The organism is Dyella japonica, assembly GCF_040545895.1.
Taxonomy (GTDB): domain Bacteria; phylum Pseudomonadota; class Gammaproteobacteria; order Xanthomonadales; family Rhodanobacteraceae; genus Dyella; species Dyella japonica_D.
In genome coordinates this window covers 222,459-246,945 of sequence record NZ_JBEPMU010000002.1, presented here as the reverse complement: position 1 = coordinate 246,945, position 24,487 = coordinate 222,459, and the positions used below count along the sequence as shown (strand labels likewise).

Here is a 24,487-nt window from a genome sequence, read left to right as displayed (position 1 = left end):
CCTGCGGCGCCGCACGAAGCCGCGCAAGCGGCTGACGATGGCGGGCCGTCATGGTCGTCCAGGCGTGCAGGACGCGGGGGCGGTCATGGCGGGTACGGCCGGGGTGGCCGTTCGTCTAGGTTTTCGCCAATGGGCGCCGGGGTCAAGTTGCAGTGCGATGTAGGCCATCGAGGGAGCCCCGGCGGGAACCCTTGGCGCCGGCGCGGGTCAGCAGATGTCTCCACCCCCGCAAGGCCGGCCCCGATGTTCGGTCGGCATCTCCCCGTCGTCGAACGAGAATCCCCATCGAGCACACCGAGCAGGTCGAACACCATCGCTGGACGCCGCCCGCACCGAATGCGCGCGGGCTGGCGCCACTCGATGGACCCACGCGCGCGATGCTGCATCAGCTGCGCTGGCGAAAGGCTCCGCCCAACCGCGGGCGCCGCTGGCTGGCCCTGGGCATCGTGCTGGCACTTCACGCCTTCTTCGCCTGGCTCACCTGGCATGAAATGCAGTTGAAGGAAGCGGCGCAGCGGGCGCTGGAGGAACGCACCGGCGCCCTTCAGGTACGGCTGATTCCGCATGCGGTCACGCCGCCCGGACCCATCGCGCCGCCAACGCTGGTGCCGCCTCCAGCGCCGGAGCCTGCGCCGCCGCGCCCGGTCAACCGTCCTGCGGTACACGAGCCGCCGGCGAAGAACGCGATGACGGTGAGCCTGCCGCCGGAACCGCCGGCGCCGGCCACGTCGAGTCCGCCATCGCCGCGGCCGGATATCTACAACGCATCTGGCCAGGCCGCGTTGCCCGCCACGGCGAGCACCGCGCCGCCACCGCCTAAAGCGGACTACGTGGACCGGAAACCGCAGGGTGATTCCAAGATCATGCAGCACACGACGCCGGTGCCCTACAAGGCCACGCGTTTCGAGAAGGATTGGGAGCACGGCGGCGGCAGTTCGGTGGACGACGCGCTGAAGAAAGGCGTGGAAAAGAGCACTGTCTCGCACACGTTCCACATCGCCCCGGGCGTGCGTATCCATTGCTCCGTTTCGCTGCTGGCGCTGGGTGGTGGTTGCGGCGGCGACCCGCCGCCACCACCGCCTTCCAACGATGGCGACATGCGCATGAACATGGCGCCGGCCAGCCAGCTCGCGCCCGGTTCGCCGCCGCCCAAGACGGTGAGCGTGGAAGAGTGCATCGCCATCTATCGTGCGGAGAAGCCGTTGCCGCAGGGCTGTCCAGTCGATACGCCCACGCGCTCGGTCGATGCCGAAATGCAGGAGAGGGCAGCGCATCCCGCGACGCAGGACGGCCACTGAGTCGAGTGCACGTGGGGGACTTCCCGGAACGTCATCGGTGCCCGTTACACTTCGCCCATGGACAGGGAATCCGCGGGCCGGCTGACAGTGACGCTTCCATCGCCCAAGTCGGCGGCGGAGAGCGCGGGCGTGTATCGCCGGCGCCGCGCCGAGCGTCCGCGCGATCGTTGGCTGCGCATCGTGGCGCTGGCGGGGGCGTTGCTCGTCCACCTCGTCTTCCTGGTCGGCGCGATCCTGGGTCCGGCCTATGAACTGGATGAGCTCAATGACGAGGCACCGCCGCTCGTCGTGCGCCTCATCGAGAAGCCCAAGGAAGAACCGCCGCCGCCACCGCCCGTGCGCGGTACGCCGCCGAAGCAGGTGGGGCCGGTGCACAAGGGCAATGCGAGCAATGCGCCGCGCACCGCGCGCCAGAGCCGCTCGTCCACGCGCACCAACAACGATCTGTCGCCCGTGCCGGTGCCGGCCCTGCAGACGCCGGTGGTCACGGATGTGCCCAAGGCCACCGCGCCCAAGCCGGAAACCACCGCCGCGCCGCTTCCACCGGTGACGCTGCCCAAGCCCGCACCGGCCGAACAACTGCAACCCGTGCCCACCGCGCCGGAGCCGCCGCAGGTGGCGCTGGAGACGCCTGCGGTCGAGAAGCCGCTGCCGCCAAAATTCCAGCCCGAACCCATTCGCAAGCCGCAGACGGAAGGCAATCAGCCAGTGCAGCCGCCGGCGTCGCTGGCCATCACCGAAGTACCGCCGCAATCCGCACCCGTGGTGACGCCGCCGACCATCGCGATGGAAAAAGCCGTGCCTGCGACCACGCCGCCGAGCATCGCGCCGGTGCCGCGACCGGAAGCGCCTGCGTCTCCGCCCGAACCGGAGATGCAGGCCGTGCCCTTGCCGGCGCAAGCTGCGCCCACGGTGAACCTGCAGCCGCAGCCCAACCCGGTGGCACCGGTGGTGCAGCGCGAGCAGCCCAGGATCGAATCGCCCGCCATCCGCGTCGCGGAAGAACCGCAACTGGAAGCGGTGCCGTTGCCGCCCAATCCGCAGCCGTCGCTCGAGCGCCCTGAAGCACCGCACCTGGATGTGGCGGCGCCCAAGGCCATCGCGCTGGACAACAAGCCGTCCATCGAACGACCGCAGTTGTCCGAGACGCCCTCGGAGGCAACGCCCACGCAGAACGCCGCGTCGTCGGCCGCCAATGCATCGACGCAAAGCGCTGCCAGCGCGGCGTCGAATACCGCAAGCAACGCATCGAGCCCGTCGTCCAGCGAGAGCGGCGAAAGCAGCGCGCCCAACGCCACGCCGCAAGGCAGCCGCACCGGCACGCCGGGTCAGGCCAATGGCGTGAACCAGTCGCCGAACGTGGCGGGCGGCAAAGGGCTCAACCTCTCGTTGCCGCCCGGCCAGGGCAACGGCAACAGCCCGGGCCAGGGCGGCAAGGGGCAGGGCGAGCAGGAAGGCGCCGTGGGCACCTACGTGCAGCTCAAGCCGCATGGCAATACCGAGATCATGTCGCACGGCACGCCCAACATCGGCTACACGGCGACGCGCTTCGAGAAGGACTGGACGCCCGAAGGCGAAAGCTCGATCGACACGGCCCTGCGTCACGCGGTGGAGAAGACCACCATGCGCCACACCTTCCACCTGCCGCGCGGCGTGCGCGTGGAATGCGTGGTCATGCCGCTGTTCCCGATGGCCTTGTTCGGTTGCGGCGATGGCAATCCGCCGCCGGAGCCGGTGGACGACGTGGTCTACGACAAGATGAAACTGGCGCCGGTCAATCCGCTGGTGCCGCCCGCGCCAGTCAATGCGGCGCCCACCATGGCCACGGTGAAGCTGGACAACAGCGCGCAGTGCGCCGCCGCGCGCGTGGCCGGCGGTCCGCTGCCGCCAGGCTGCCCGGCGGATGTCACGGTTCCCACCGGGCCCGCGCGCAGCAGCACCACTTGGATTCCCGCGAGCGATCAGTTCCACTGACGCGTGCCGTCCCGGCGGTCGTGAACCCGCCGCAGGTAAATCTACTTAGCTTCGTCTCGAAGATTTGCGCTATCGGCCATGCGCAGGGCGACGCATGCTCGACAACGTCACTGCGGGCAAATCACGCAGCGATGACGCGTGCCACTCTTCGAGGTTCCCATGCGCATAGTTCGCTGGTCCTGTCTGGTGTTGATGCTTGGCCTGGTGATGAACGATCCCGGCCTCGCCCAGCAGCAACCCTCCACCCCGCCCGTGTCGCCACCGGCCAACGTCGACTCGCGCGCGTGGCCGCACAGCTTCGACGTCGATGGCATGCACCTCGTGCTCCATCACCCGCAGCTTGAAAGCTGGGATGGAAACCAGCTCAAGGGGCGCCTGGCCGTTGCGGTGAAGACGGGCACGCAAGTCGGCAGCGATGGCAAGTCGCATGACGTGCTTGCCTATGGCGTGGCGTGGTTCACCGCGCGCACCGTCACCGACAAAACCCTCCGGCAAGTGACGCTGTCCAACGTCACCATCGACAAGGTGGCATTTCCCACCGCCTCCGCGCAACAGTCGCATTACCAGTCGTTGCTGCAGAAGATCGCCAGTCGCGGCAACCAGGTGGCCGATCTCGACACGCTGGAAGCCTCGCTCGCCATTCGCCAGGCGCAGAACGACGTGAAGAACGTCGCGGTACGCAACGACCCGCCGCAGATCGTCTTCTCCTTCAAGCCTGCGCTGCTGGTATTGATCGACGGCACGCCGGCGGCGCGTCCCACGGGCAAGGGCAGCGTGAGCCGCATCGTCAACACGCGTTCGCTGCTGCTGCAGGACAGTGGCCAGTATTACCTGCTGTTCGCCAGTCACTGGGTGACGTCATCCGCGCTCGATGGTCCATGGCGTGCCGTGAAGGCACCGCCGTCGTCCGTGCTGCAGGCGGCCGAGGCGGCGGAGAACGCCAAGCAGGTGGATGCGCTGGACAACCCGTCCGATGCGCTCAAGCAACTGCTCGCCTCCGGCGCGTTGCCGGACATCGTGGTGCGCACGCAGCCGTCCGAACTGATCGTGATCGATGGCGATCCGCAGTTCACCGTCATTCCCGGCACGCAGCTGGCGTATGTCGCCAACACATCGGCGGATGTCTTCGTGAACCAGACGCAGGATTCGATGTGGTATGTGCTGATCTCCGGACGCTGGTTCACGTCTGCTACGACGAATGGACCGTGGCGTTACGTCGCCGGCAGTGATCTGCCCGCCGACTTCGCCAGGATTCCTTCGGACAGTCCCAAGAGCGCGGTGCTCGCTTCGGTGCCGGGCACGCCCGAGGCGCGCGAATCGCTGATCGCCAACAGCATTCCGCAGACCGCGACGGTGAACGTGCACACCACGCAACTGCATCTGTCGTATGACGGCCCGCCGCAGTTCAAGCAGATCAGTGGCACGCCGCTGTCGTATGCGTGGAACACGCCGGTGCCAGTGATACGCGTGAGTGCGGATGCGTATTACGCGGTGCAGAACGGCGTGTGGTTTGTGGCGGCAACGGCGAATGGTCCGTGGTCGGTCGCATCGGAAGTGCCGTCGGTGATCTATTCGATTCCCGCCAGTTCGCCGTTGCACTACGTCACCTACGTCTACGTCTACGGTCACGCCGACGATCAGGTCTACGTCGGTTATTCGCCGGGTTACTACGGCACGGTGAGCAGCGATGGCGTGGTGGTCTACGGCACCGGTTATGCCTGCGACTCGTGGGTGGGCGACGTGTGGTACGGCTGCCCCGCTACCTACGGCTTCGACGTGTCCTTCGGCTGGACGCCGTGGGCCGGCTGGGGTTTCGGCTTCGCGTGGGGAGCCGCGTGGGCCTCGGCGTGGTACGGACCGTGGTGGGGCCCGTGGGGTTATTGGGGCGGCTACTACCCGCCGTACTGGGGCGGTGCGATTTCCGCGTGGAACGTCTACGGCCGCTGGGGCAACAGCGTGGTGGCTGGCCGCGGCGTGGCGTGGGCCGATCCATGGACCGGCAACTATAGTCGTGCCGCTCGGGGCGGTTACTACAACCCTGTCACCGGTGGTCGCGGTCGTGGCTATGCGGAACGCAACACCAACGTGTACACCGGCGTCACCTCTGGGCAGGCCGGCGGCATTCGCTACAACCCGCAGACCGGGCGCGTCGTCGCGGGACAAGGCGCGGCAGCGGTCAATCCCTACACCGGCAATGCCGTTGCAGGCGGACAACGCACGGTGGTCAACACCAACACCGGTCGCGTCACGCAACAAGCCGGCGTGGCCGGACGCACCAACGAAGGCGCCGCCGCGGCCGGTGCGTTCAACACGCAAGGTGCCGGTGGCGACGCGCGTGGCGCAGGCTACGTGACGTACAACCGCGAAACGGGCGAAGTGAATCGTGGCGGCGTGGTGCAAGGCGACGACCACGTCTATGCCGGTCGCGACGGCAACGTGTACCAATACGATCCGGGCGAGGGCTGGCAGAAGGTGGATCGCAACGGCCAGTTCGATCACGTCAGCGCGCCCGACAGCATGGACACGGCACACGATCGCATGGCGCGCGACCGCGGCGGCGCCAGCCAATCGTTCACGCCGGCAGAGCCGTGTCCGCAGTTCGACCGCAGCAATTACGACAACCGCTTCCAGGGCCAGATGGGCGGCTTCCGTCCATCGGCCGGTGGTGGACGCTTTGGTGGCGGCGCACGCATGGGTGGGTTCCGGCGCTGAGCCGTCACCCACGCATGTGCGAACCACGGCATCCTGCCTAGCGCAGGATGCCCTCGGTCTTCAGCTTCGGAATCAGCGTCTGCGCCAGTTCGGTGGTGGTCTTGGGAATGTCCTTGGAGCCGATGCCTTCGGTGGTCACGGTCCAGATCAATTTCTCCGAGCGCGCATCCCACACGCTGGTTTCCAGCGTCACCACGTCGTACTGCTGCACGTCGGGCACCGAGGCCCACGCACCACCGTACCAACCGTAGAAACCGCCGTACATCGGCCCGCTCGGCGTCACGCTCACACGTTGCTCCACGCGCTGCACGCGCGTGGCCAGCACGGCCTGCGCGCCGCTGGATTTCACCAGGTCCCGCAGTCCAACAGCGCCCGTGGTGCCGGCCGGAATCTGCGTGTAGCTGGGCGACGCCTGGATGCCCGCCGCCTGCAACTGCTGCGAGAAGGTGTCTTCGAAGATGTGGCGCATGGTGTCGCTGCGCGAGATGCCCACGACCACGACGCTGGTTGCTGGTGGTCCCGGCCACGACGGATCGCGCCACTGGTTGGTAATGCTGATGGTCGAGCACGCACCCAATATGAGACCGGCAGCGATGACGAGCAGACGCAACGCTTTCATGGCGATGGCTCCTGGTGAAAGACCCACCGCGAGGGGTGGGGGCAGCGCGATTGTGCGGTGGTGATCGTGGAGACTTCGCGATAGCCACCGCACGCCTTGTTCATGGACTCAGGGCGACGGCCGCAACAGCGAGCCGAAGGTGAGGTACACCGAGTTGTGCCCGCCCTGGGCGTAGCCGTAACCGAGGAACAGCGGCCCCAGGGGCGTCTGGATGCCCAGGAACAGGCTGCTCGCGTAGATCAGCGAGTCGAGCCGCACCTGGCTCTTGCTCTGCCAGGTGTTGCCGGCTTCCAGGCTGGCGCCAATGTAGATGGGCGTGGAAAAGATGGCGTCCATCCTGCCCGTGCGCCGGTACAGCACCGCGCGCGCTAGCGCCGACTGGTTGCCGTTCAAGGAGCGCTCCGGGTAGCCCGACAGGTCCAGGAAGCCGCCCAGGAAACCCTGCGTCTCGAAGAAGGTTTCGTTGTTGAGCGTGCTCGATGCGCGCAGGCCCAGCAGCAGGTGGTAACGGCTGTCGGCCATGCCGAAGTCCGGCACCCAATCGACGTTGAGCTTGACCACGTCCGCACTCACGCTGCCGCCCAGCCATGGCCGGTACCACTCGTAGTCCAGGTTGACGTGCGCGCCGCGCGAAGGGAATTGCGCGTTGTCGAGGCTGTCCCAGTCGGCGCCGACCTTGGCCATCGCGTATTCGGCCGTCTGGCTGGGTGGAAACTCGGTGGGGCTGCCGATGCGCAGGTCGCCGCTGTCGTGCCCGCGCTGAAAGGCGGCAAGGACGCGCCAATAGGTGGAGGGCGACCAGCCTGACTCGACGCCCAGATAACGGCGCTTGATGCGGTACTCGGCGAGCTGCCGATTGCCATCGTCGGTGAAGACCGGATAGTCCTCGTTGCGCAGCAACGCATAGGGCATCACATAGCCGCCCGCGCCTTGCCAGAACGGCTGGTAGAACTCCGTGGCGAGGCCGCCGATGCGACCGGCCCACACCGTGCTGCGCCATTCCGCGCCAAGACTGTTGATGTTGGTGGCGGTGACTTCGCCGGAAATGAGGTACTCGCTGCGGCCGGCAAAATCGTCGTCCAGTTCGAAACCGATCTTGCCGTACAACGGGCCCCACGGCTTGTCGCGCGGAATGATCAGCAAGCCGCGATCATTGCCTTGCTGTTGCAGGCGGTAATCGATCTGCTGGTAGTTGCCGCGCCCGTAGATGCTGCCGATCTGCTCTTCGAGTTTCTTCGGATCGAACGGTTGGCCCACATCCTTGGAAAGGCGCTCGTCGACGAATTGCGCCGTGTCCGTGTGCTTCGCATCGACGTTGAGGAAGGCCACCAGGCCCGGATCGAACTGGCGCTGGCGATGCTGCGCCTCGAATTGCGCCCACTCATCGGGAGTGACCGACAGGGCCTTCAGGCGCGGCAGGACCGCTTCGGCGGCAGCACGGCCGATGGCGATGGCCTCGCTGCCGCGATTGAACTCCGCAGCGCTCATGTTGCCGAGCGCGGGTGTAATGAGGATGTCGTTGGGCCCAAGCGTGGCGAGCTGGCGCTGCGTCTTTTCCTCCATCAGCGCGCTCACCATCTGGTTGAGTACGGCCACGGGGTTGCTCAGTTCCTCGCGCTGCGCCAGGGGCGAGCCAACGTTCACCACGATCAGTTGCGTGGCACCCATGCTGCGTGCCACGTCCATGGGCACGTTGTCCATCAGGCCGCCGTCCACCAGCAGGAGATCGTCCACATTGGTGGGCGCGAAGGCGCCGGGCACCGACATGCTGGAGCGGATCGACAGGGCGAGATCGCCCGACCCGAACACCACCGGTTTGCCGGCCACGATGTCCGTGGCCACGGCGCGGAACGGAATCGACAACTGGTCGAAGTCGTGCACGTCCCAGGTGGAAATCAACAGGCGGCGCAACAACAGCAGCAGCTTCTGTCCCTGCACCACGCCGGCAGGTGTAATGATGCGGCCCTTCTTGTAGCCCACTTCGAAATTGAGCAGGTAGCGGTAATCCGCATCCTTGCGGCGCATCGGCATTTCGCCGCGCGCCGGGTTGTCGGAGAACAGGTCGTTCCAGTCGAGCGTGGTGATGATCTGGTGCATTTCCTGCGGCGAATAACCTGCCGCATACATGCCGCCCACGATGGAACCCATGCTGGTGCCGGAAATGCGGCAGACGGGGATGTGCTCGCGTTCCAGCACTTCGAGCACGCCGATGTGCGCGGCGCCACGCGCGCCGCCGCCACCGAGCACCACGCCGATGCATCGCGCCGGCGCCGCAGGCGCTTGCGCCCAGGCGGGCATGACGGCACACAGACACAGCAAGGCGATCAACGCGATCCAACGATGCATTCCCACCCCCGCGCAAGAAAACGGCGTTACCTGCGGTAGCGCCGAAGTCAGGGCATCCTAAGGCAGATCGCGGGACCGCGCGTCCGTGAAATTACTCAAGTGCGCGCGCGGCATGCATGGGTTTCGTACACGCCTTCCTCACAAAGCTGTCTGTGCATCCGAGCCTCGCGTGCGAGGCTCGGATGTGACAGCGCGGGTTACAGCATGCGCAGCATTTCCTTCAGCAGCGGCAGGCGACGCACGCGCACCGCGCTCACGCGGAACACCGCGTTGGCCAGTGCAGGCGCCGCGGTGGGCATGCCGAGGAAACTGGCGCCGGTGGGATCGCGGTCGCCGGGCACGATGATCACTTCGGTCGTGTCCGGCAGTTGCGCCATGCTGGCCAGCGGATAGTCCTTCCAGCTGTGCTGCTGGACCTGGCTGTCCTTGTAGGTCACCGACAGGTTCAATGCGGCGGACAGCGCATCGAGCGTGGCACCGGCGACCTGGCCTTCGAGGCCGGTGGGGTTGATCACGCGGCCGACGTCGACCGCGCACACCACGCGCTCGATGTTGAGCTTGTCGCCTTGCAGCGAGGTCTCTACTGCGTGCGCCACATACGCACCGTCGACATGCCAACAGGCGATGCCCAGGCCGTTCACCGTGCGCAGCCAGTTCTTCCACTCGATGCGGTCGGCCACCAGCTTGAGCACGTTGATGAGGCGGCCGGTGTCGAGCGTGCGGTTGTCGCCCAGAGGAATCATGCGCGGCTCGCCGATCAGACGCAGGCGCGTGACCAGCGGATCTTCCTTCAGCGACTGGGCGATTTCGTCGACGAAGCTTTCGACGGCGAACGCATTGTTGACATGCGGCATGCCGCGGGACGGTCCGCGCAACATGGCCGAAGGCAGCGAATACCAGTCGTTGCGCAGGTTGGGCACGAGGCCGGCCGGCAACTGGTGGGCGTCCACTTCGGACGTCCAAAGGCGGTTGTCGGACACGCCGCGCTGCGCCATGGCCGACGCGCTGGCCATGCGCTGGTTCCAGGTGGTGACCTGCCGCTTGCCGTCCAGCGTGGCGCTGAACTTGTGCACGGTGGCCGAGCGGTAATAGTCCTGCGTGAGGTCTTCGTCACGCGTCCACATCAGCTTGACCGGCTTGTCCACGGCCTTGGCGAGCATCACGGCTTCGGCCACGTAGTCGTGATCGAGGCGACGGCCATAACCGCCGCCGACGCGCGGCACGCGGATCTCGATCTGCGCGGGCGCGAGGCCGGTGAGTCGCTGCACCACCTTCCACGCCTGCTGCGGCGCCTGCGTCGGCACGACGAGCATGGCGCCGTCCTTGTCGATACGGGCCAGGCAGTTCATCGGTTCGGGCGTGGCGTGGGCAAGCCAAGGCTGCACGTAGGTGGCCTCGACGCGACGCGCGGCTTTCTTCGACGCCGCATCGACGTCGCCGTCGTTGCGCACGCGCGTCGTGGGCTGCGCGCTCTTGTCGTTGACGATGTCGGCCGCCTGCTGTTCGAACCACGCGCTGCTTTCGCTTTGCGCGCCGGCCTTCCATTGCAGCTTGAGCTTGGCGCGGCCCTGCAGCGCAGCCCAGGTGTTTTCCGCGAGAACGGCCACGGCGGGCGAGCGCACGGTCTGGCCGAGCGGAATGCCTGCTTCGGGCTTGATCTGCACCACCTTGACCACGCCCTTGACCGCCAGCGTTTCGGTGGTGTCGAGGCTGTCCACGCTGCCGTCGGGCCACGGGCAGTGCGAGAGCACGGCAATCAGCGCTTCGGCGGTGTACGCGTCGAGCGCGTACGGCGCCTGGCCGGTGACGATGGCGCGTGCATCGATGTCGCCCACGCCCTGGCCGATCAGCGTGTAGTGCTCCGGCGACTTCGGCGGCACCGGCGTGGTGGGCGGCGCGATCTTGGCGGCGGCATCGGCGAGCGAGCCGTAACCGAAGCGGCGACCGTCCGGCGCAATCACGCTGCCTTCTTCGCAACGCAGGCGATCGGCGGGCACGCCAAGACGCCGTGCGGCGGCCTGCATCAGCAGCCAGCGCGCGAGTGCGCCGGCGCTGCGCAGGTCGGCCCACGCCGCAGGAATGGAATCGCCCAGCCCGCTGGTCTGGTGACCGTAGATCCAGCGCGGCTGGCCGTTGTTGTCTTCCACGCCGAGGCCGAGCGAGACCACGCTGACGCGCGTCCAGTCGGCATCGAGTTCGTCGGCGATGATGCGGGCGAGCGAGGTGGAGGTGCCCGTGCCCGTATCCGGATCGCGCACGCCGATGACGACGTCGCCGTCCGCATCGATACGCACGTATGCGCCCAGGCCGTACAGCGTGTCGCCCATCATCGAGGCGGGAACCGGCGCGTCGGCCGCATCCGCAAAGGGAATGCCCACGATCAGCGCGCCGGCCGTGCCCGCGAGCACTTTCAGGAAACGGCGACGCGAGAGCGGCAAGGTGTGGTCGTTCGCGCGGCTCATGCCTGGGCTCCCTTGGCGGCGCGCTTGATGGCGCGACGCACGCGGGTCTGGCAGCCGCAGCGGCAGAGGTTGGGTAACTGGTCGATGTCGTTGTCGCTCGGTTGCGGATGGCGGTTGAGCAGGTCGAGCGAGGCCATCAGCCAGCCGGGCGTGCAGTAGCCGCAGCCGATGGCGTCTTCGTCCACGAAGGCCTGTTGCAGCGGATGCAGTTTGCCGTCGGCCGCCGCCAGGCCTTCGACGGTGGTCACCGTCTTGCCGGCCAGCTTGACCACGGGCAGGTTGGTGGCCGAGGCGAGCTTGCCGTCGACCAGCACGAGGTCGTAGCCGCCTTCGCCGTGCTCGCCGCTGTACTTGGTGCCGGTCAGGCGCAGCACGTCGCGCAGATACCACAGCAGGGGCATCTGATCGTCACCGGTGTGGCGATAGCTCCTGCCGTTGATCTCCAGGTCGACTCCCTCGCGCACCTTCTCGGGCACGATGGTGTTGCTTGTTCCGGGTGTCGGTAACTGGTCTTGCGCCTGCGCCATCGCCTGGGAGCTCCTTCGGATATCTGCTCATTGTGGCATCGCAACGCGATGCTTAGGAGGTAACCCGGCTGAACAGGCGTCGCCACACCAGGTACACCGGGATGCCGGCCGCCATGATCAGCAGGCCGATGCCCGTGTTGAGGGGGCTGGTGCGCAGGCTTTGCACCATCACCAGGCCGATGGTGGCGATGAAGATCAGCGGCAGCAGCGGGTAACCCGGCACGCGGAAACTGGCCTCTGCACCTTCCTGGCGGCGGTACCAGAACAAGGTGCCCACGCCAAAGGCGCAGGCGAGCCAATCGCCGAAGGTCGCGTAATCGAGCAGTTGGCCGTAACTGCCCGACCACACCAGCACGATGGCCCAGCCCGAGAGCAGCAGCAACGCAACGTTCGGCGTGTGGTGCTTGGGATGCAGCCGGGCCACGCTGCGGAAGAACAAGCCATCCTCGCCCATCACCTGCAGCACGCGGGCGCCCGCCACCAGGGTGATGTTGCAGAAGCCCAGCGCGGAAATGGCCACGCCGATGGCGATCAGCTTCGCCCCGGCCGTGCCGAACACACGCTGCATCACGTCGGCCGCCGGCGCCCGGCTGGCGGCGAGGCCGTCGTGGCCCAACACAGCGAGATAGGCCAGGTTGACCAGTGCATAGGCGGCGATCACCAGCAGCATGCCGATGAACAGCGCGCGTGGGAGCGTGCGCTGCGGCTCGCTCACTTCGCCCGCCAGGTTGTTGAGATAGGTGAAGCCGGAATAGGCGAACAGCACCGGCAGCGCGGCGCCCATGAAACCCACGTCCGCCGTTTGCGGATCGATGGCCAGCATGCCGTGGCCACTCACACCGGCCAGGAACAGGCCGCAGACCACCAGCACCGCCACCGCCAGCAGCTTGAGCAAGGTGAAAAAGTTCTGTATCTGGGCACCCAGACGCAGGCCGAACAGGTTGATCAGCGCCACGAACACCAGCGCGCCGATGGCCAGAGGGGTGGCGGCGCTGGCAGGCAGGCCGAACAGCGAGGCCGCGTAGCTGGCGAAGATGGTGGCCACGGCCGCGGTCGATCCCGAATAGATCACCAGCAACATGCTCCACCCGAACAGGAATCCGGCCAGCGGGCCAAACGCTTCGCGCAGGTACACATAGCTGCCGCCCGCATGGGGACGCCGTGCACCGAGTTCCGCATAGCAAAGCGCGCCGATGAGGGTGAGCAACCCCGCGCCGATCCACATCAGCAGCAGCGACAAGCCCGACGATGTGCGCATCGCCACGACGTACGGATTGAGGAAAATACCGCCGCCGATGATGCCGCCGACCACGATCATGGCCGCGTCCCATGGGCGGAGGCGACGGACGTAACCGCCGGACGTCGAGGTGTCGCTCATGCATTGCTTCGCTGCCGGAAAGTGCAGCGAGCATGGCAACTGGGGCCGCCGGCAGCAAGCCCTTGCGGGCCGTGCCCGGAAAAGGGAAGGGCCGGCATGGGCCGGCCCTTCGTCGACGATCACTTGGCTGGTGATCAGAACACGGTCATGAAGAGCGCCAGGTTGGTCACGTTGAGCGTGCCCAGGCCTGCACCGGGCTCATACCCCGATACACCCTTGTAGAACCAGTTGTCGCCCGCCTTGACGTCGTTGAACGGCGAGAACGCGCCGTAGCGGAAGATGTTCTGGAACGCGTACAGCTGCGGATTCCACAGGCCCTGGCGGCCATGCGTGGCCTGCGTGAGCAAGGCGGAAATGCCGTTGAGCTGCGGTGCCACGAAGCTGGTGCCACCTTCGAAGCCGAGCAGGCCGCCGTCTTCCGTCGAGACGAACAGGTAGCCCGTTTCCGGGTCGGCATTCAACGAGACGTCCGGCACGTTGCGGCCCTTGAAGTTCGCTGGCAACGTGTAGTTGATGTCGAACTGGGGGAACAGCCACGTCTGCTTCTTCTCGCTCTTGCGGATGCCCGGGGTGAACGCCTGGTAAAGCGGCTGCGACCAGAACACGCTCACGCCGCCACCGCCGCCCACCGAGAACACTTCGTCGGTAATGTCCACACCAAAGTTCTTCAGGAAATAGGCGGAGATGTAATCCCATCCCCAGACGCTTTCCTGCGTGAGCGACGCCTTTGGGCCGCCGCTGAAACTGTAGGTGAAGGGCACCGTGGTGCCACCGGCCGTGGTGATGAACGGATCGGAGCCTGGTGCGTCCGCAGTGAGCGGCGGCGGGACCGGATCGCTCAGCGAACCGCCGAAGCCACGCACGGTGTCGTAGGCGCCGGAATCGCCGGACGTGGCGAACATCGAGATGCCCTGTATCGCCGCTTCCAGGAACACCTGATGGAAGGCGCGCAGCTCGTCGGTGTAGTCGACACCGCCTTCGGTCTGCGGGAAGTACAGGATTTCAGGCTGGCCCCAGCTCACCGACAGGCTGTCGACCTTGTTGTCGGACACCGCCTGGTTGAACACATCGAAGAAGCCGGCGTCGGTGTTCGGCGCGTCATACACGATGATGTCCGCCCATGGCGCAAGGCCACCGGACTGCTCCACGTCCAGCGAGGTCTCGCCCGAACCCGCCGGTCCGCTCAGCGGGCCGCCGCCGTCCACATGCACCTGGGTGATGCGGTTGGGCTTCACGGCCAGGCCAATGGTGCTCCAGTACGTATACGCGTCCGCCGGCAGGAAATTCGCCAGCGTGGCGATGCCGATGGTGGCGCCCTTGCCGTTCACGCCCGCCTTGTAGAGCGGATTGATGTTGTAGCGATTGGCCACGTCGCCCACGGTGAACGAACCCGGCGTGCAGGTGGCCGTGGGGTTGCCCGTGCACGCAGGCGCGGCCGGTGCCGCCGCCGCGGTCTTGGCCATGGGACTCATGGTGGCGGCGGATGCGGGCGTGGCCGGCGTGAAAGCGGAAACGCGGTGCGAGCGATACTTCGCCTCCGTGCTGAGGCCGGACGCCACGATCAGCGTGCTCGACAGCGACGAGGGCAATTTCGGCGTCGCGTTCGGGCGATGGAAGGTGCTGCCATCCGCATTGCGGTAATCGTGGATGGAGGTCTGGAACGCCTGGTTGAACTGCCCGATCGTGCCGCTCACCTTGAGCGCCAGATGATTGGGAAGCAGCTCCACCTGCGTCAGCCCTTGCTGCTTGACGAAGGCTTGCACCTGGGCAATGTCAGCGGCGGAAGCGCCGAAGCGATCCGCGAATTGCGCCGTGGTGAGGAAGCGGTGATAGGACGGATTACCCTGGGTCACCGTGCTGTAGATGAGATTTTCCAACGCGTCCTGATTGCGAAGTCCCAGCACGAGCGTGACGTTCACTTTCGTGTTCGTGTTGCTGGGGCCGAGATCGGCAGGTGACGAGCTGCCAGCGGCCATCGCTACCGAAGTAGCGCCACCGAAGAGCAGAAGGCCGAGAGAGACCGCGAGCGACTTGCGATGCAACGTCGAGAGCATGTTGTTTCTCCAGGGTAGATACAGCCGACGCTGCGCGTCGACGACGCCCCTGCGCGCCGCCGCGCCCTTCAGCGAGGCCGTAAAACGGACGTAATCGCTTTCCCCAAAAAACCAGCCCGCCCCCTGGAGACACACTCGCGCTGGTGCGGCGAAGCTAGCGCTGACCGGGGCATCCCGGAAGTGAATGCCAATACGCAATTAATTTCGACAACGAGGCTGGTGCTGGTTTTGCTGGCGCAATTTATTGCGCCTACAACCTATGGCCTAGCCGGCTGGCCCTTCGGCCAGAGCATTTGGTCTGAAAAGAAGGGCTTGCGGGCATTTTTCAGGTCCGACAGCCATTTGCGGCACAATAGGAGGGTTGTGCGTCGTGGACATCCCCGTTTTCGACGCCCTGATCCCCCGGAGTCGAAGCAGCCGCCATGACCACCATCAAGCAAGACGATCTGATCCAGTCCGTCGCCGACGCCCTGCAGTACATCAGCTACTACCACCCCGTCGACTACATCAAGAACCTCGCCGCCGCCTATGAGCGCGAAGAGTCGCCGGCCGCGAAGGACGCGATGGCGCAGATCCTGATCAACTCGCGCATGGCCGCCGAAGGCCATCGCCCGCTGTGCCAGGACACCGGCATCGTCACCGTCTTCCTCAAGGTGGGCATGAACGTGCGCTGGGACGCCACGATGTCGCTGGAAGACATGGTGAACGAAGGCGTGCGCCGCGCGTACAACGACCCGGACAACAAGCTGCGTGCCAGCGTGCTGGCCGATCCGGCCGGCAAGCGCAGCAATACCAAGGACAACACGCCGGCGGTGATCAACGTCTCCATCGTGCCGGGCGACACCGTCGAGGTGATCGTGGCCGCCAAGGGCGGCGGTTCGGAAGCGAAGTCGAAGTTCGCCATGCTCAACCCATCCGACTCCATCGTGGACTGGGTGCTCAAGACCGTGCCGACCATGGGCGCCGGCTGGTGCCCGCCGGGCATGCTGGGCATCGGCATTGGCGGCACCGCCGAGAAGGCGATGTTGCTGGCCAAGGAGTCGTTGATGGAACACATCGACATCCAGGAGCTGATCGCGCGCGGCCCGCAGAACCGCATCGAAGAGCTGCGCATCGAACTGTACGAGAAGGTCAACGCGCTCGGCATCGGCGCCCAGGGCCTGGGTGGCCTCACCACCGTGCTCGACATCAAGATCAAGGATTACCCGACGCATGCGGCGAACCTGCCGGTGGCGTTGATTCCCAATTGCGCCGCCACGCGCCATGCGCACTTCACGCTGGATGGTTCGGGCTCGGTTGCGCTCGATCCGCCGTCGCTGGAAGACTGGCCGAAACTTACCTACGATTCGAGCAAGGGTCGCCGCGTGAATCTGGACACCGTCACCCGTGAAGACGTCGCCAGCTGGAAGCCGGGCGAAGTGCTGCTGCTCAATGGCAAGCTGCTCACCGGCCGCGACGCCGCGCACAAGCGCATGGTCGACATGCTCAACAAGGGCGAGCCGCTGCCGGTCGATTTCAAGAACCGCTTCATCTACTACGTAGGACCGGTCGATCCGGTGCGCGAGGAAGTCGTTGGTCCCGCTGGCCCGACCACCGCCACGCGCATGGACAAGTTCACCGAGCAGGTGCTGGCGCAAACCGGCCTGCTGGGCATGGTGGGCAAGGCCGAGCGCGGCCCGGCCGCCATCGAGGCGATCAAGAAGCACCAGTCGGTGTATCTGATGGCCGTGGGCGGCGCCGCTTACCTTGTTTCCAAAGCGATCAAGGCGTCGCGTGTGGTCGGCTTCGCGGATCTCGGCATGGAGGCGATCTACGAGTTCACCGTAGAGGACATGCCGGTGACGGTGGCGGTCGATTCGGCCGGCACGTCCGTGCATCAGACCGGACCGAAGGAATGGCAGGCGCGGATTGGCAAGATTCCGGTGGTGGTTGCATAACACCACACTTCTCCTTCTCCCCGGAGGGGAGAAGGCTGCGATGAGGGGCGGGTGCTCGCCCGAACTCATCTAGAGCGGGCTTTCGTTTCGTTAGAAACCGAGGCTAGATTGACCCCTCACCACCATAAAGGTGGCTATGCCCCAACCCTCTCCCCGCAGGGGAGAGGGAATAGGCCTCAGTCACCCATACGCATTTAGCCATCCAAACGGCTACGCCCCTCACAGGTTGCATTCCGCCTGCTGCGGCGCAACACTCATCTGATCATTCTTCCCAACCACGCAACCGAAGGTACTCGTGAACCCGCAAAGCCCCGCGTCGCTCACCAACGACGCTCCCTGGATCGTGATGAAGTTTGGCGGCACCAGTGTCGCCACCCTGCCGCGCTGGCAGAACATTCTGGAACTGGTAGCCACCCGCCGCGCCGAAGGCGCCCGCGTGCTGGTTGTCGTTTCGGCACTCTCCGGCATCACCGACGCACTCAAACAACTGTGCGCACAGGAAGACAAGGGCAAACGCATCGAGGCTGCCAAGGCGATCGCGCAGCGTCACTACGACCTGCTCGATCACATGCAGCTGGCGGTTCCGGACACCCTCGGCGCACGACTGGCCGAACTTGCGCAGCTGGCCGAAGATGGCCCGTCGCTGCTCGGCGAGCTGGCGTGGTCGGCGCTGGTGCAGGGGCACGGCGAGTTGATGTCCAGCGCGCTGGGCTCGGCGTTCCTCACGCACAGCGGCTTGACCACGCAGTGGCTGGATGCGCGTGATTGCCTGGCGGCGGTGGCGCTGCCCAACCAGAACGAGCGGACCAAGCTGCTGTCGGCGATGGTGGAGTGCAAGCCCGATCCGGCACTCAATGCCCGCCTGGCGACGCTGGGCGAGGTGTTCATCACCCAGGGCTTCATTGCGCGCGAAGCGCAGGGGCGCACGGTGCTGTTGGGTCGCGGCGGTTCCGATACGTCGGCGTCGTACTTCGGCGCGTTGTTGAAGGCACAGCGCGTGGAAATCTGGACGGACGTGGCCGGCATGTTCACCGCCAATCCGCGCCAGGTGCCGAGTGCACGCCTGCTGCAGCGCCTCGATTACGAGGAAGCCCAGGAAATCGCCTCGACCGGCGCCAAGGTGCTGCATCCGCGCTGCCTGTCGCCGCTGCGTGAGCCGCGCGTGCCGCTGCTGATCAAGGACACCAACCGTCCCGAACTCGAAGGCACGCTGATCGGTCCCGAAGTGCGCGAGCACGCGCCCAGCGTCAAGGCCATCAGCGCGCGCAAGGGCATCACGCTGGTGTCGATGGAGTCGGTGGGCATGTGGCAGCAGGTTGGCTTCCTCGCCGACGTGTTCGCGCAGTTCAAGCAGCACGGCCTGTCGGTGGACATGATCGGCTCGGCCGAGACCAACGTCACCGTGTCGCTCGATCCCACCGAGAACCTGCTCGATTCCGACGCGCTTGCCGCGTTGGCCAGCGATCTGGCGAAAGTGTGTCGCGTGAAGGTGATTGCGCCGTGTGCGGCGATCACGCTGGTGGGTCGCGGCATGCGTTCGATGCTGCACACGCTGTCCACCGTGCTCGCCGAGTTCGGCCAGATTCGCGTGCACATGATTTCGCAGTCGTCCAACAACTTGAACCTCACCTTCGTCGTTGACGAGAACGTGGTCGACGAATTGCTGCCGCATCTGCATGAGTTGTTGATCACGGCAGGCGCGTTGCGTACCGACGACAGCGCGCTGTTCGGTCCGAGTTGGCAGGCCCTGTACGGCACAGGCGACGTGTTGCCGCCGGCCGCCTCGTGGTGGCGCGAGGAGCGTCGCGCCGATCTGCTGAAGATCGGTGCCGGCACCACGCCGCGCTACGTTTACCACCTGCCCACCGTGCGCCAGCAGGCGCGCGAGCTGAAGACGCTGGGCGCGGTGGATCGCCTGCATTACGCCGTGAAAGCCAACACGCATCCGACCATCCTCAAGGCGCTGGCCGAAGAAGGTTTTGGTTTCGAGTGCGTGTCGCCGGGCGAACTCAAGGCCGTGATGGCCGTGGTGCCGGAAACGGCGCCGCTGCTGTTCACGCCCAACTTCGCGCCGCGCGAAGACTACGCGTGGGCGCTCACCACGCGCGCCACGCTGTCGCTGGATTCGCTCTATCAGCTCGAGCAGTGGGGCGAGTTGTTCCGCGGCAAGGAAGTGGTGCTGCGCCTTGATCTCGGCCGTGGCCTGGGCCATCACGAGAAGGTGCGCACAGGCGGCAGCGGCAGCAAGTTCGGCCTGCCGGTGGAACAGCTCGATGCGTTCCTCCGCCTTGCTGACGCGCACGGCGTGACGGTGCGTGGCCTGCATGCGCACCTGGGCTCGGGCATCCTCGACGACAGCCACTGGGGCGAGGTGTACGGCCAGCTCGCCAGCTTGGCCGAGCGCATCGGCAGCGTCACCTTCCTGGACATCGGCGGCGGCCTTGGCGTGCCGTCTCACCCAGGCGAGGCGCGACTGGATATCGCTGCGCTCGACAAGGTGCTGCGCGAGGTGAAGGCGGCCTATTCGCACTACAAGCTGTGGATGGAGCCGGGCCGCTATCTGGTTGCCGACGCGGGCGTGCTGATCACCAAGGTCACCCAGACCAAGGGCAAGGGCAACGGCCAGATCCGCTACCTCGGCGTGGATACCGGCATGAACAGCCTGATCCGCCCCGCGCTCTACGAGGCCTGGCACGAAATCGTCAACCTGACGCGACTCGACGAACCCGCCACCGGCCTGTTCCAGGTGGTGGGCCCGATCTGCGAAAGCGGCGACGTGCTGGGCACCGATCGCCGCCTGCCGGAGCCGCAGGAAGGCGACGTGATGCTGGTGGCCCAGGCCGGTGCGTACGGCAAGGTGATGTCCTCGCCGTACAACCTGCGCGAGGAGGCCGAGGAAGTGATTCTCGACTAGAGCGTCAATCCACACTTCGCCCTCTCCCCGACGGGGAGAGGGCCGGGGCATTGCCACCTTTACGGTGGTGAGGGGCGGGTGCTCGCGGTAACTTTCCAAAAAGAACGCTCATGGATGAAGCGTTTGAGCGTAGATAGAGCACGCCGCCTGCGCGTCAGTCAGACAGATGCCGGGCAGTTGCTGTGGCATCACTTGCGAAATCGCCGCCTCCAGGGCTGGAAATTCCGCCGTCAGAACGAGATCGGGCTCTATGTCGTTGATTTTGTCTGTCCGGATGCCGGCCTGATCGTGGAGCTTGACGGTGGTCAACATGGCGATCAGCTGATTTATGACGAAGCACGAACAAAAAAGCTTGGGGAACAGGGCTATCGCGTGCTGCGTTTCTGGAACAATGATGTCCTGAAGAACGTACAAGGCGTTCTTGAGGTGATTCAGGAGGCTTTGGCAAGGCCGGCCCCTCACCACCGTAAAGGTGGCAATGCCCCAACCCTCTCTCCAAAGGGGAGAGGGAGTAGCGTCGACGGAGACTTGAGAGTGAGCACCAACATCAACCCCCGCCTGACCCAGGTATTCCGCTTCGTGCGGTGCAGCTACGCCGATGGCGTGGCCGAGCTGGTGTATGCGTTCGACCACGGCGAGGAGCTGATCGAGCGCGTGCGCTTTCCCCATGCGCCTGCATTGCCGTCAAGCCATCAGGCAGCCTTCGACCAGGCTTTGAAGCTGCTGCATCTCATCGCCGGCGTCAGTTACTACAAGGCGGGCGTGCCGCCGCGCATCGACGTGGCGGATGGTCCGCTCGATGACGCCACGGCGAACCTGCTGGATGAGCTTTATCTGCACGGCCTGGCCGAGTTCGCTTACCGCAACGGGCTGGACCTGCGTGGTCGCATCAACTTCCCGCGCCTTGGCGCGGGAAGCGAAAAGGCAAGTTCGCGCGGTGGTTCGACGCAGCCCGAAGCGAAGGCGCTTGGCTTGCCGCATCGCACGCTGGTACCCATTGGAGGCGGCAAGGATTCGCTGGTCGCCGTCGAAGCCATCAAGTCCATCGGCGGCGAGGCTACGGCAGTATGGGTGGGCAATTCGCCGCTGATCGCCGCGTGCGCCGAACGTACCGGCCTGCCGACGCTCAACATCCAGCGCGAACTCGCGCCCGGCTTGTTCGAACTCAATCGCCTGGGTGCGTGGAACGGCCATATCCCGGTGACGGCGGTGAACTCCGCCATCCTCGCCGTGGCTGCCATCCTGTATGGCTTTGACAGCATCGCCTTCGCCAACGAGCGCTCCGCTTCCGCCGCCACGCTGGAATACGAAGGCCAGCAGGTGAACCATCAGTGGAGCAAGGGCTATGCGTTCGAGCGGTTGCTGGGTGACTGGCTGCATCAGCACGTTGCTTCCGATCTCGATTATTTCTCGTTGCTGCGCCCGTTCTCCGAACTGGCGGTGACGCGCGCGTTCGCCAAGCTCACGCCGTATTTCGACGTGTTCTCCAGTTGCAACCGCAACTTCAAGATCCTCGGGCCCAAGCCGGCGGATCGCTGGTGCGGCCAGTGCCCGAAGTGCCACTTCGTGTTCCTGGCGCTGGCGCCTTTCCTGCCCAAGCCGCGCCTGCTTTCCATCTTCGGTCGCAACCTGCTGGACGATGAGAACCTCGCGCCCGGCTTCGATGCGTTGCTGGAATACCAGGATCACAAGCCATTCGAATGCGTGGGTGAGGGCGCCGAAGCGCGCGCGGCAATGTATGCGCTGAGCCAGCGCTCGGAATGGCAGGAAGACGCGCTGGTCGCGCGCTTCATCCGCGAGATCCTGTCGCAGCTCGACGTGAAGGAGCTGGCGCTGGAACCGTGGCTGCAACCGTCGACCGAACAGCGCATTGCCAAGCGCGTGCTGCCGGCACTGGCGTTCTTCGCGTGAAAGCATGGTCGCCGCTGCGCATCGCCGATCTCGCCGACAAGCGTGTGGCGATCTGGGGTTTTGGACGCGAAGGCAAGGCAGCGATCGCGGCCATCCGCTCGCGCTTGCCCGGCCTGTCGCTCACGCTGTTCTGCAGCGATGCGGAAGTCGCAGTCGCCAAGGCGTTCGATGCAGCGCTGAGCGTGCGCGGCGAGGAGCCCGATGCCACGGCGCTGGCCATGTTCGACGTGGTGGTGAAGTCGCCGGGTATTTCGGCATACAAGCCCGCGCTGCTTGCCGCCCATGAAGCAGGCATTCGCGTGACCTCGGGCACGGCGCTGTGGTTCGCCGAGAAGCCCGATGCGCGTATCGTTGCGGTGACCGGCACCAAGGGAAAGAGCACGACCACGGCGCTGCTTGCGCATCTCGCACGCAGCCTTGGCGTGCGCACGGCGTTGGCAGGCAATATCGGCATGCCGTTGCTTGAACTGGTCGACGAGTCGGCCGAGCTGTGGGCCATCGAACTGTCGAGTTTCCAGACCGGCGAAGCGGGGCCGGTCGAGTTGGGCGTCTTCACCAGCCTGTACGAGGAACATCTCGACTGGCACGGCTCGCGTGAGCGTTATATCGAGGACAAGCTCAAGCTTGCCGACGTGTCCAAACAGTTGCTGGTCAATGCCACGCAGCCGTCGTTGCTGGAGCGCACCGCGCAGCATCCGCATCGCCTCGCGTTCGGCAACGTCCAAGGCTGGCACATCGCCGATGGCTCCATTCGTCGCGGCACCCAGGTCGTGTTTCCCATCGCGAACTTGCGCGCACCCGGCGAGCACAATGCACTCAACGCATGTGCGGCGCTGAGCGCGCTGGACATCATGGGCTTCGATGCATTGAAGGCCGCGCCATCATTGGCGGAGTTTCGCCCCTTGCCCCATCGCCTGCAGCCGCTGGGCGAGCACGATGGGTTCCAGTGGATCAACGATTCCATCAGCACCACGCCGCAGGCCACACTGGCGGCGTTGCACACGCTGGAAGGCCGCGCCGTCACCGTGATTGTCGGTGGCCATGATCGCGGCCTGGACTGGCAGGATTTCGTCGCCGAAATGAAAGCGCACGCACCACACGCCATCGTGGCGCAGGGTGCCAACGGCCCGCGCATTGCGCGCACCTTGCGTGACGTTGGCGCCGCCGTGGAAGAACGCACCGATCTGGCCGCTGCCGTGGCACATGCCCGCACCGTGACGCCTGACGGCGGCACCATCCTGCTTTCGCCGGGCGCGCCAAGCTTCGACCAATTCCACGACTACGCCGACCGCGGCCGGCATTTCGCCGAGATGGCGGGTTTCAATGCGCATGACATCATCGGCATTGAAGGACTGGGTATCCACTGAGAGGCCGCCATGACTGCCGCGTTTGAAATTCGTGTCGACGATCTGCGCGGACCCGAAGTCGCTGCGCTGCTGCAGGAACATCTCGACGAGATGGCCAAGTACTCTCCGCCGGAAAGCATCCACGCGTTGGATCTGGAGCGGCTGCGGCGCCCGGAAATCACCTTCTGGACCGTGTGGCAAAACGATGAGCTGGTCGGGTGCGGCGCCATCCGGCAACTCGATGCCACGCATGGCGAAATCAAGTCGATGCGCACGTCATATCGTCACCGCCGCAAGGGTGTGGCCGCGGTCATGTTGCAGCACATCCTTGATGAAGCCGCGCAGCGTGGTTATCGGCGCCTGAGCCTGGAGACCGGTTCGCCGGCCGCGTTCGAGCCGGCGCGGCAGTTGTATGCGCGGTTTGGTTTCACGTTCTGCCAACCATTTGGCGACTATCGCGAAGATACGTACAGCGTTTTCATGACGCGAACGCTCTAGATCGTTTGTCGGGCACCAAAGCCTTGCGCCGGGGCATAGACTGCCGCGGCCGAACCAAACGGAAGGGCAGCCATGAGCGACGTGCAGCGCCTCAAGCTTCTTCGCATTGCGTTGGTATTGCTGGGCATCGTCTGCCTGCTGCTTTATCCGCTGATGGAGTGGTGGCCATCGGGCTGGCGGTGGCATGAGGGTTATTCGGACTATCCACTGATGATCGTGGGTGTCTACGCCACGCTGGGCGTATTCCTGATACGCGCGTCGCGCGATCCACTCGCCAACCTCAGCCTCATCTGGTTCACCGTGTGGTCGAGCCTGGTGCATGCCGCGATCATGGCGGCGCAATCGTTCATGCATCCGGACCACATGGGGCACTTGATAGGCGACGTGCCTGCGCTATTCATTGCCGCCATCGTACTGGCACTGCTTACGCCACGCGCGACGATGCGAACGGCGTAAACAACAAGGCCACGCCTCTCGCGAAGCGTGGCCTTGTTCCGTCGCGGCGAGCGCG

The 24,487-nt window shown here is 65.7% G+C and carries 15 protein-coding genes and 1 pseudogene; 10 read left to right on the top strand and 6 right to left on the bottom strand.

Annotated elements, in window-relative coordinates; genetic code table 11:
- Window positions 1-377: 377 nt before the first annotated feature.
- From ABIC75_RS07785 to ABIC75_RS07775, 3 genes are all read left to right on the top strand, one after another.
- Complete coding sequence (locus ABIC75_RS07785) at window positions 378-1,298, top strand: hypothetical protein (protein ID WP_354013279.1); 921 nt, start codon at window positions 378-380, stop codon at window positions 1,296-1,298.
- Window positions 1,299-1,355: 57 nt separating this feature from the next.
- On the top strand, window positions 1,356-3,272 hold the full coding sequence (locus ABIC75_RS07780; RefSeq protein ID WP_354013278.1) for a hypothetical protein: 1,917 nt from the start codon (window positions 1,356-1,358) through the stop codon (window positions 3,270-3,272).
- Between the two features lie 159 nt (window positions 3,273-3,431).
- Window positions 3,432-5,984 carry a hypothetical protein gene (locus ABIC75_RS07775; protein WP_354013277.1) on the top strand — a complete coding sequence of 851 codons (2,553 nt, stop codon included), beginning with the start codon at window positions 3,432-3,434 and terminating at the stop codon, window positions 5,982-5,984.
- A 37-nt stretch (window positions 5,985-6,021) separates the two neighbouring features.
- On the opposite strand, the gene ABIC75_RS07770 is transcribed toward ABIC75_RS07775, so the two are convergent.
- The 6 genes from ABIC75_RS07770 to ABIC75_RS07745 form a co-directional block, all read right to left on the bottom strand.
- Complete coding sequence (locus ABIC75_RS07770; protein ID WP_354013276.1) at window positions 6,022-6,603, bottom strand: DUF4136 domain-containing protein; 582 nt, start codon at window positions 6,601-6,603, stop codon at window positions 6,022-6,024.
- Between the two features lie 108 nt (window positions 6,604-6,711).
- The gene (locus tag ABIC75_RS07765) at window positions 6,712-8,949 is read right to left on the bottom strand and encodes a patatin-like phospholipase family protein (RefSeq protein ID WP_354013275.1); all 2,238 of its coding nucleotides are present in this window, start codon (window positions 8,947-8,949) and stop codon (window positions 6,712-6,714) included.
- A 197-nt stretch (window positions 8,950-9,146) separates the two neighbouring features.
- On the bottom strand, window positions 9,147-11,411 hold the full coding sequence (locus tag ABIC75_RS07760; RefSeq protein ID WP_354013274.1) for a xanthine dehydrogenase family protein molybdopterin-binding subunit: 2,265 nt from the start codon (window positions 11,409-11,411) through the stop codon (window positions 9,147-9,149).
- On the bottom strand, window positions 11,408-11,938 hold the full coding sequence (locus tag ABIC75_RS07755; protein WP_354013273.1) for a (2Fe-2S)-binding protein: 531 nt from the start codon (window positions 11,936-11,938) through the stop codon (window positions 11,408-11,410). The genes ABIC75_RS07760 and ABIC75_RS07755 overlap by 4 nt, the downstream gene beginning before the upstream one ends.
- 52 nt (window positions 11,939-11,990) lie before the next feature.
- Window positions 11,991-13,316, bottom strand: a complete 1,326-nt coding sequence (locus tag ABIC75_RS07750) for an APC family permease (protein WP_354013272.1) — start codon at window positions 13,314-13,316, stop codon at window positions 11,991-11,993.
- A gap of 134 nt (window positions 13,317-13,450) precedes the next feature.
- On the bottom strand, window positions 13,451-15,370 hold the full coding sequence (locus tag ABIC75_RS07745) for a S53 family peptidase (RefSeq protein WP_354013271.1): 1,920 nt from the start codon (window positions 15,368-15,370) through the stop codon (window positions 13,451-13,453).
- A 422-nt stretch (window positions 15,371-15,792) separates the two neighbouring features.
- On the opposite strand from ABIC75_RS07745, the gene ABIC75_RS07740 reads away from it, so the two are divergent.
- From ABIC75_RS07740 to ABIC75_RS07710, 7 genes and pseudogenes are all read left to right on the top strand, one after another.
- Entirely contained in the window at window positions 15,793-17,307 is a 1,515-nt protein-coding gene (locus ABIC75_RS07740) for a fumarate hydratase (protein ID WP_354013270.1), read from the top strand.
- 295 nt (window positions 17,308-17,602) lie between these two features.
- Window positions 17,603-20,221 carry a bifunctional aspartate kinase/diaminopimelate decarboxylase gene (locus ABIC75_RS07735; protein WP_354013269.1) on the top strand — a complete coding sequence of 873 codons (2,619 nt, stop codon included), beginning with the start codon at window positions 17,603-17,605 and terminating at the stop codon, window positions 20,219-20,221.
- Window positions 20,222-20,335: 114 nt separating this feature from the next.
- A pseudogene (locus ABIC75_RS07730) lies at window positions 20,336-20,605 on the top strand (endonuclease domain-containing protein); the annotation flags it as partial.
- 150 nt (window positions 20,606-20,755) lie between these two features.
- Window positions 20,756-22,132, top strand: coding sequence for a UDP-N-acetyl-alpha-D-muramoyl-L-alanyl-L-glutamate epimerase (murL, locus tag ABIC75_RS07725; RefSeq protein ID WP_354013723.1), 1,377 nt, complete (start codon window positions 20,756-20,758; stop codon window positions 22,130-22,132).
- Window positions 22,133-22,146: 14 nt separating this feature from the next.
- Window positions 22,147-23,499 (top strand): UDP-N-acetylmuramoyl-L-alanine--D-glutamate ligase, encoded by a 1,353-nt coding sequence (gene murD, locus ABIC75_RS07720; RefSeq protein ID WP_354013722.1) that lies wholly within the window; start codon window positions 22,147-22,149, stop codon window positions 23,497-23,499.
- A 9-nt stretch (window positions 23,500-23,508) separates the two neighbouring features.
- On the top strand, window positions 23,509-23,976 hold the full coding sequence (locus tag ABIC75_RS07715) for a GNAT family N-acetyltransferase (RefSeq protein ID WP_354013268.1): 468 nt from the start codon (window positions 23,509-23,511) through the stop codon (window positions 23,974-23,976).
- 72 nt (window positions 23,977-24,048) lie between these two features.
- A complete protein-coding gene (locus ABIC75_RS07710; RefSeq protein ID WP_354013267.1) occupies window positions 24,049-24,432 on the top strand; it encodes a DUF6632 domain-containing protein in 384 nt (127 codons plus the stop codon).
- The last annotated feature ends 55 nt before the right edge of the window (window positions 24,433-24,487 follow it).